At 66.4% G+C, this 7,454-nt stretch carries 9 protein-coding genes; 6 read left to right on the forward strand and 3 right to left on the reverse strand.

Annotated features, from left to right (window positions below; genetic code table 11):
* Together G3N92_RS28580 and G3N92_RS35570 are read left to right on the forward strand one after the other, a co-directional pair.
* A partial coding sequence (locus tag G3N92_RS28580) for an RtcB family protein (RefSeq protein WP_206130935.1) occupies positions 1-929 on the forward strand: 929 nt, incomplete at its 5' end.
* A gap of 61 nt (positions 930-990) precedes the next feature.
* Positions 991-1,791 (forward strand): Imm50 family immunity protein, encoded by an 801-nt coding sequence (locus tag G3N92_RS35570; RefSeq protein ID WP_206130936.1) that lies wholly within the window; start codon positions 991-993, stop codon positions 1,789-1,791.
* 115 nt (positions 1,792-1,906) lie between these two features.
* On the opposite strand, the gene G3N92_RS28590 is transcribed toward G3N92_RS35570, so the two are convergent.
* From G3N92_RS28590 to G3N92_RS28600, 3 genes are all read right to left on the reverse strand, one after another.
* Positions 1,907-2,485: a YceI family protein gene (locus G3N92_RS28590; RefSeq protein WP_206130937.1), complete on the reverse strand. Its 579-nt coding sequence runs from the start codon at positions 2,483-2,485 to the stop codon at positions 1,907-1,909.
* A 73-nt stretch (positions 2,486-2,558) separates the two neighbouring features.
* On the reverse strand, positions 2,559-3,119 hold the full coding sequence (locus G3N92_RS28595; RefSeq protein ID WP_206130938.1) for a YceI family protein: 561 nt from the start codon (positions 3,117-3,119) through the stop codon (positions 2,559-2,561).
* Between the two features lie 13 nt (positions 3,120-3,132).
* A complete protein-coding gene (locus tag G3N92_RS28600) occupies positions 3,133-3,693 on the reverse strand; it encodes a cytochrome b (protein WP_206130939.1) in 561 nt (186 codons plus the stop codon).
* Between the two features lie 276 nt (positions 3,694-3,969).
* Between G3N92_RS28600 and G3N92_RS28605 the strand changes: the two genes are divergently transcribed.
* The 4 genes from G3N92_RS28605 to G3N92_RS28620 all read left to right on the forward strand — a co-directional run.
* The gene (locus G3N92_RS28605) at positions 3,970-4,632 is read left to right on the forward strand and encodes a paraquat-inducible protein A (RefSeq protein WP_206130940.1); all 663 of its coding nucleotides are present in this window, start codon (positions 3,970-3,972) and stop codon (positions 4,630-4,632) included.
* On the forward strand, positions 4,629-5,270 hold the full coding sequence (locus G3N92_RS28610; RefSeq protein WP_206130941.1) for a paraquat-inducible protein A: 642 nt from the start codon (positions 4,629-4,631) through the stop codon (positions 5,268-5,270). The genes G3N92_RS28605 and G3N92_RS28610 overlap by 4 nt, the downstream gene beginning before the upstream one ends.
* Positions 5,263-6,912: an MlaD family protein gene (locus G3N92_RS28615; RefSeq protein ID WP_206130942.1), complete on the forward strand. Its 1,650-nt coding sequence runs from the start codon at positions 5,263-5,265 to the stop codon at positions 6,910-6,912. Before G3N92_RS28610 ends, G3N92_RS28615 begins: the two co-directional genes overlap by 8 nt.
* On the forward strand, positions 6,909-7,454 hold a 546-nt coding region (locus G3N92_RS28620), incomplete at its 3' end, for a PqiC family protein (RefSeq protein WP_206130943.1). The genes G3N92_RS28615 and G3N92_RS28620, both read left to right, overlap by 4 nt.

A 7,454-nucleotide genomic window follows, 5' to 3' on the forward strand; every position in this document is an offset into this window, starting at 1 on the left:
TACCCGGCGCTCTTCCGATCTCGAGCGAGCGCGCGGTGCCGCACGGCCGCGTGCCGGGCCGTCGCGATCCGGGCGCCTGGGGCCATCGCGCGCCCGACGCCGTGGTCGATCGCTGGCGCTCGCTCGCGCCGCGTTTCGCGCGCATCGTCGAGAAGCATCCGACGCTCGAAAAGAGCAATCACTTCGCGCATCTGGGCACGCTCGGCACCGGCAATCACTTCATCGAGGTGTGTCTCGACGAGGCCGAGCGGGTCTGGTTCATGCTACACAGCGGCTCGCGCGGCGTGGGCAACGCGATCGGCACGCGCTTCATCGAACTGGCGCAACAGGACATGCGGCAACACATCGCCAACCTGCCCGACCGCCATCTGGCGTATTTCGAGGAAGGCAGCCAGCACTTCGACGACTACGTGGAAGCGGTCGGCTGGGCGCAGGATTTCGCGCGCCTGAACCGGCAGACGATGATGGACGCCGTGATCGCCGCCGCGCGCGGCACGATCGGCAAACCGTTCGAGATCGACGGGCACGCGGTGAACTGCCATCACAACTACGTGCAGAAGGAGCGTCACTTCGGCGAGGACGTGTACATCACGCGCAAGGGCGCGGTGTCGGCGCAGCGCGGCGAGCTGGGCATCATTCCGGGCTCGATGGGCGCGAAGAGCTTCATCGTGCGCGGCCTCGGCAACCCGGACAGCTTCTGTTCGTGCAGCCACGGCGCCGGGCGCCTGATGAGCCGGACCGAGGCGAAGCGCCGCTATACCGAGGCCGATCAGGCCCGCGCGACGGCGCACGTCGAATGCCGCAAGGATGCCGGCGTGGTCGACGAGATCCCGATGGCCTACAAGGACATCGACGCGGTGATGGCCGCGCAGCGCAGCCTCGTCGAGGTCGTGCACACGCTGCGGCAGGTGGTGTGCGTGAAGGGTTGAGCGGGGGCGCAAGGATGCCGCGCGCACAGCGCTTTTGCACAGGGGTGTGGGGACAAGCGCTGTGCGTCGCACCCCGCCCCTGTGCGCCATCACAAAAACGGTGGCGATCAGCCGAACGATAAATACAGCGCGCAGAGAGAAACCCATGAAACTTCAATCGAACTACGAGAAAACGCTCAGGTACGTTCGGCAGAACGAACGCCGCCTGACCTACGACATCGGCTACCACCTTGAGCGGCGCGACGACGGCGCATTCGTCTATGGCTGCGAAATCGTGCAGGAACTCAGCGACGGCCGAATCAGCAGCGCCGCTACGCAGGTGCTCGATTTCCGGGGCGCGCCCGACGCGGCGGAACGTTACCTGATCGGGAAGCTGGAGCAGATGGTCGAGAATTTGCCGGAGGTGTGGGAATCGGATCGATACCGGAATCGCAAGGAAACCGACGAAAGCGCAGTTGCACGGGCCAATTTGGTCAGTGGCATGGTCGGCTGCTGGCCGAACTTCCACGATGCCGAAGTGCTGGCCGTCACGCTGCGTCGAGTCGAAGCGAACGGCTCGGCGCACACCGACATGGAACTCGCGATCCGCTACGCCTGGTGCAAGACGCCGGCCTTGAGCGAACGGATGAAGGTCAAGATCACGTTTCTTTTCGAGAGCGTGGAAGGGCCCGACTTTTCGATCGACAACGTTGCTCACCCGTCGTGGATTTACGATCTGCGCTTCTCGCACTGCGGCGACGGCCGCATCCAGATCGACCTGAATCCGTCGATCGGCTTCTCGATCCTGCTTTACTGCCGTGTGGCAACCGTGACGCAAGTCGAGCCTCTCGAACCGTGCTCATCGGTCCGTCAGCGCCTGTAGCGTGGCCCGCAGCCGCACGAATCGCGCACGAGAACACGGCCGTCGCACCCCAAAACAAAAACCGCCGCACCCGTTCCCGGGCGCGGCGGTTTTTTCATGCAGGCAACCGAAACGCTTACTGCGCCACGCCTTCCGCCGTGATCAGCAGCTTGGTCTGCATCTTGAAGCCGTAAGCCTTGCCGTAATCGAGGCCGAATTCGTCGCGGTTGAACACGCCGACGGCATCCACGCCGCACACTTCGCGCTTGAGCATCGGGTGCTGCATGCACTTGAACGAATCGATCTTCAGCGTCAGCGGCTTGGTCACGCCGTGCATCGTCAGCGTGCCGACGGCGGCCACCGGCTTGTCGCCCTTGAACTTCAGGTCGCCCTTGAACGTCGCGTCCGGGTACTTGGCGGCGTCGAAGAATTCGGCCGTCTGGACGTGCTCGTCGAGCTTGGCGCTGCCGGTGTGGATCGAGGCCACCTTGGTCGTCACTTCGACCGAGCCTGTCTTCGCTTCCTTGTCGATCGTGACCGTGCCGCTCGACGTGTCGAACTTGCCGCGCCACACCGACAGGCCGCCGAAGTGGTCGGTCTCGAAGCTCGGGTACGTGTGGCTCGGGTCGAGCTGGTACGTCACCGGAGCGGCCATCGCCGGGATCGACAGCGCCGCGGCGAGTGCGCCCGCGGCCATCATCAGGGTCTTGTTCAATTCATTCTCCTAACTAACGTTGAACGGATGCCGCTGCGAGACGCGGCTTCCGGATGCGATTCGCCGGCCGGCCTTACTTGGCGGCGACGAGATGGAACTTGATCTGCACTTCGTCGGCCACGATCGAGGTGTCCTTCCACTCGCCCGTGCCGATCTGATACGTCGAGCGCTTGATCGGCAGCACGCCGTCGAACACGCGCGTGTTGCCGCTGTCGGTGACCGTGACCGGCACCGTGACGGCCTCGGTCTTGCCCTTGATCGTCAGCTTGCCGGCGACGTTGTACTTGTTGCCGCCCGCCGGCGCGATCGACGACGACACGAAGCTCGCCTGCGGGAAGCCCTTCGCGTCGAACCATTCCTTGCCGGCCACCTGGTCGTTGTACATCTTGTCGCCGAGGTCGAAGCTGGCGATGTCGATCGTGACCTGCGCGCTGCCTTGCGCGGCGTGCGCCGGATCGAACTTCAGGTTCGCGCTGAATTTCTTGAACACGCCTTCGGTCGGCACGTTCATCTGCTTCGAGACGGCCGACACCTTGCTCTTGGCGACGTCGACCTGCGCGAGCGCGCTGCCCGACAAGGCGAGCGCGGCGGCGGCCACGGCCGCCAGCACGGTGCGATGGAACGAGATCTTCATGGCTTTCCTTTTGTTATTTGAGGAACGGGAGCATGCGGGCCAGCACGCCGTCGCGGTCGACGATCTGATGCTTGAGCGCGCCCAGCACGTGCAGCGCAACGATCGCGAGCAGCGTGTAGTTCAGCGTGATGTGGAGCGTCTTCAGCGTTTCCTTGAGCACCGGATCGGGATCGATCAGGCGCGGCAGCGGAATCAGGCCGAGATAGACGACCGGAATGTTCGAGGCCGAGCTGTACAGGTAACCGGTGATCGGGATCGCCAGCATCAGCACGTAGAGCAGCCCGTGCACGGCGTGCGCCACGCCCGTGACGAGCTTCGAGGTGCCGGCCGGCAGCGGCGGCGCGCGGTGCGTGGCGCGCCACAGCACGCGGATCACGGCCAGCGCGAACACAGTCACGCCGATCCACTTGTGCCACGAGAAATACTTGAGCTTGGTGGGCGTGAAACCGGGGATGTCGGTCATCACCCAGCCGAGCGCGAAACCGCAGACGATCAGCAGCGCGATCAGCCAGTGCAGCGCGATCGCGGTGCGCGTATAAGCGGCCGGCCGGTTCAGCGTGAGGGACGATGCCATGTGTCGGAGCCCAGGGAAGTGCGGTGGAACATCGCCTGCCGCGGCGGCAGATTCGACGGATTCAAGGCCGCCATGCTAACCCAACAATCTGGCGGCCGAGGCAACTGAAAACTGGCAAACCGGTCAGAATCGGGCAGCGTGCCGACAACCCGGCGTAATGCGCCGTTACGTTCCCGTAACCGGGACTTGACACCGCAAAAATGCCCTTTTGGTAAGATTGGCGCGGCTTCCCGCCCGCTCCTGCGTCCTCGCAATGCCGCGCAACCGGCTTCCCATATGGAAAGAAACGAACTGATTGCCTGTCACGAGTGCGACGCACTGTTGCATAAAACGCAGCTTAGCGGCAAAGAGGCCGCCCGCTGCCCGCGCTGCGACGCCCTGCTCTACCGCGCCACCGCCAGCCGCCTCGAGCGCGTCTGCGCGCTGACGCTGGCCGCGCTGATCACCTTCGTCATCGCACAAACCTTTCCGATCCTCGAAATGGACGTGAACGGCATCCACGTCCAGACCACGCTGATCGGCGCGCTCGGCGCGCTGTGGGATCAGGGCATGGAGGTGGTGGCGGTCATCGTGTTCTGTTCGACGCTGCTGTTCCCGCTGATCGAGATGTCCGCGCTGCTCTACGTGCTGTTCGCGCTGCGCGCGGGCACCGTGCCGCCGGCCTTCAACGCCGTGATGCGCGCGATCCAGCTGGTGCGGCCGTGGGGCATGATCGAGGTGTTCATGCTCGGCATCCTCGTGACGATCGTGAAGATGGTGAGCCTCGCGCGCGTGGTGCCCGAAGCGGCGCTGTTCGCGTTCGGCGCGCTGACGCTGATGCTCGCCGTGGTGGTGATGTTCGATCCGCGCGCGCTGTGGGACATCGCCGACGAGATCCGCGCGCGCCGCGATGCCCAGCCGCGCGACGGGCATGCCCACGCCGGAGCGCCGCGCCGATGAAGATCACCACCGCCGCCAGCCGCGGCATGGCGAGCTGCCACGCCTGCGGCCATGTCCAATTGCTCGCGCGCCCCCACGCGCATCCGCCCGAGGCGTGCGCGCGCTGCGGCGCCGCGCTGCATCTGCGCAAGCCCGACAGCATCGTGCGCACCTGGGCGCTGCTGATCGCGGCCGCGATCCTGTATATTCCCGCGAACCTGTTGCCGATCATGCGCACGGCCTCGATCGTCGGCTCGCAGGAAGACACCATCATGAGCGGGGTCGTCTATTTCTGGGCCTCGGGCGAATGGCCGCTGGCGCTGGTCGTGTTCGTCGCCAGCATCCTCGTGCCGATGCTCAAGCTCGGCGCGCTGACCATCCTCGTCGTCACCGCGCAACGCCGTTCGAGCTGGCGGCCGGTGCAGCGCACCCGGCTGTACCGGATCGTCGAGCGGATCGGCCGCTGGTCGATGCTCGACATCTTCGTCGTCACGCTGACCGTCGCGCTCGTCCACTTCCGCTCGCTCGCCGAAATCACCGCCGGCCCCGGCGCGATTGCGTTCGGCTCGGTGGTGATCCTCACCATGCTCGCCTCGATGCAGTTCGATCCGCGCCTGATCTGGGACCACGTCGTCACCTCTGGAAAACACCATGAATAGTCCGCAAGGCCCGCAGCACGACCCGAATGCGGCGCCCCCCACCCCGCCCAATCCGCTCGACCTGCCGGACGCCGTCGTCGCGCGCCGCACCGGCTGGCTGCCGTCGCTGGTCTGGCTGGTGCCGCTGGTCGCCGCGCTGATCGGCATCGGGCTGGTGGTCAAGTCGGTGTTCGACCGCGGCCCCGAGATCACCATCAGCTTCCGCAACGCGGAGGGGCTGGAGCCGGGCAAGACCCAGGTGAAATACAAGGACGTCGAGATCGGCACGGTCAAGACCATCAAGCTCTCGAAGGATTTCTCGCACGTGCTCGTGAACGTGCAGCTCAAGAAGGAAGCCGAGGATTTCGCCGTCAAGGGCACGCGCTTCTGGGTGGTGCGGCCGCGCGTGGGCGCGAGCGGCGTGTCGGGCCTCGGCACGCTGCTGTCGGGCGCCTACATCGGCGTGGACGCGGGCCGCTCGCCCGATTCGCAGACCGAATTCTCGGGCCTCGAAACGCCGCCGCCCGTCACCGGCGACGAAAAGGGCAGCTCCTACGTGCTGCACGGCGAATCGCTCGGCTCGATCGACATCGGCTCGCCCGTCTATTACCGGCGCGTGCAGGTCGGCCAGGTGGTGGGCTTCTCGCTCGACAAGGACGGCACGGGCGTGACGTTCAACGTATTCGTCAACGCGCCGTACGACCAGTACGTCGGCTCGAACTCGCGCTGGTGGCAGGCAAGCGGCGTGGATCTGCGCCTCGATTCGAGCGGCTTCAAGCTCAACACGCAATCGCTCGCCACGGTGATCCTCGGCGGCCTGGCGTTCCAGTCGCCGCCGAACCAGACGGCCGGCGCCGCGGTGCGCAACGGCGCGACGTTCCGGCTCGGCTCAGACGAGGCCGATGCGATGCGCGATCCGGACGGCCAGCCGGTCACGGTGGTGATGAACTTCAACCAGTCGCTGCGCGGGCTGTCGGTGGGCGCGCCGGTCGATTTCCGCGGCATCGTGCTCGGCAACGTCACGAACATCGCGATCGACTACGACCCGAAGGCCAAGAACTTCATGATGCCGGTCACCATGAACATCTATCCGGAGCGGCTCGGCAAGACCTTCCGCGATCTGGTGGCCAAGCAGGGCGAGACGGGCCAGCGCGAGATCCTGACGCGCCTGGTCGAGCACGGCCTGCGCGGCCAGTTGCGCACCGGCAACCTGCTGACCAGCCAGCTCTACGTGGCGCTCGACTTCTTCCCGAAGGCCGCGCCGGTCAAGGTCGACCTGAACCGCAAGCCGGTGGAACTGCCGACCGTGCCGAACACGCTCGACGAGCTGCAACTGCAGGTGGCGGACATCGCCAAGAAGCTCGACAAGATTCCGTTCGACCAGATCGGCAACAACCTCAACGACGCGCTCAAGCACGCCGACAAGCTGTTCCAGCAGCTGGACACGCAGGTCGCGCCGCAGGCGCGCGACACGCTGTCGGCGGCCAAGCAGACGTTCACCACGGCCGAGGCCACGCTGCAGCAGGATTCGCCGCTGCAATCGGACGTGCGCGGCGCGCTGAAGGAGCTGACGCGCACGCTGCAATCGCTGAACAACCTCGCCGACTACATGGAGCGCCATCCCGAATCGCTGCTCCGCGGCAAAGCCGGAGACCATCAATGAGCGCATCCACGATCCATCCGACTCGCCGCGCCGCGCGCGCCGGCCTGAAGGCGCTGGCCGCCCTGGCCGCCGCCGCCGGCGTCGCGCTTGCCACCGGCTGCGCCTCGCCGAGCGCGCACTTCTACACGCTGTCGGGCGATGCCGGCAAGCTGACCGCCGGCCGCGCGATGCCCGCCAACCCGGCGTTCCTGATCCAGGTGCCGGCCGTCAACGTGCCCGAGCAGGTGGCCAAGCCGCAGCTCGTCGTGCAGCGCGGCGACGCGCATGTGGACGTGCTCGAGGAACACCGCTGGGCCTCGACGCCGGCCGACGAGATCCGCCGCGCGCTGTCGGGCGCGCTGACGCGCCGCCTCGACACCATCGACGTGGCCGATTCGGCCGTGCCGCCGGGCGTGCCCGTGTATCGCGTGAGCGTCGACGTGCAGCGCTTCGAATCGTGGCCCGGCAGCAAGGCCGCGATCGACGCCGTGTGGAGCGTGCGTTCGCTGAGCACGCAATCGGTGATGACCTGCCGCACCGCGCTGGCCGAGCCGGTCGGCGCG

The sequence above is a fragment of the Burkholderia sp. Ac-20379 genome (genome assembly GCF_017104645.1).
Lineage (GTDB): Bacteria > Pseudomonadota > Gammaproteobacteria > Burkholderiales > Burkholderiaceae > Burkholderia.